General features: G+C 64.8%; 1 protein-coding gene. It reads right to left on the bottom strand.

Features of this window, described 5'->3' with window-relative positions; translation table 11 throughout:
* Positions 1-679, bottom strand: a 679-nt coding sequence (locus UB48_RS26885) for an aldehyde dehydrogenase family protein (protein ID WP_045202422.1), incomplete at both ends; no start/stop codon positions are given.

Consider the following 679-nt stretch of genomic DNA (forward strand, 5'->3'; position numbering starts at 1 on the left):
GCAACCACTTCGTCCTTGATCGAGCGATGGACGATCAGCCGGCGCAAGGTGGTGCAGCGCTGGCCAGCAGTACCGACGGCGCTGAAGAGGATGCCGCGCACAGCCAGATCCAGGTCGGCACTCGGTGCAAGAATCATCGCGTTGTTGCCACCGAGTTCGAGGATGCTGCGGCCGAAACGTGCAGCCACCCGCGGGCCGACTTCACGGCCCATGCGGGTGCTGCCGGTGGCGCTGACCAGCGGCACGCGCGGATCATCGACCAGCGCTTCGCCGGCCTCACGATCACCGATGATCAACTGGCTCAGGCCTTCAGGCGCATCACCGAAGGCTTTCAGGGCTTTTTCGAACAGCGCCTGGCAGGCCAGCGCGGTCAGCGGGGTTTTCTCCGACGGCTTCCAGACCACGGCGTTGCCGCACACCAATGCCAGGGTGGTGTTCCAGGCCCAGACCGCGACGGGGAAGTTGAAGGCGCTGATCACTCCAACCACGCCCAACGGGTGCCAGGTTTCACGCATATGATGGCCCGGACGCTCGGAGGCGATGGTCAGGCCGTAGAGCTGACGCGACAGGCCGACGGCGAAGTCGCAGATGTCGATCATTTCCTGCACTTCGCCCAGGCCTTCCTGGGTGATCTTGCCGGCTTCGATCGACACCAGCTCGCCGAGCTCGGCCTTGTGCT

This window comes from Pseudomonas sp. 2(2015) (genome assembly GCF_000955865.1).
In the GTDB taxonomy this organism is placed as follows: Bacteria; Pseudomonadota; Gammaproteobacteria; order Pseudomonadales; family Pseudomonadaceae; genus Aquipseudomonas.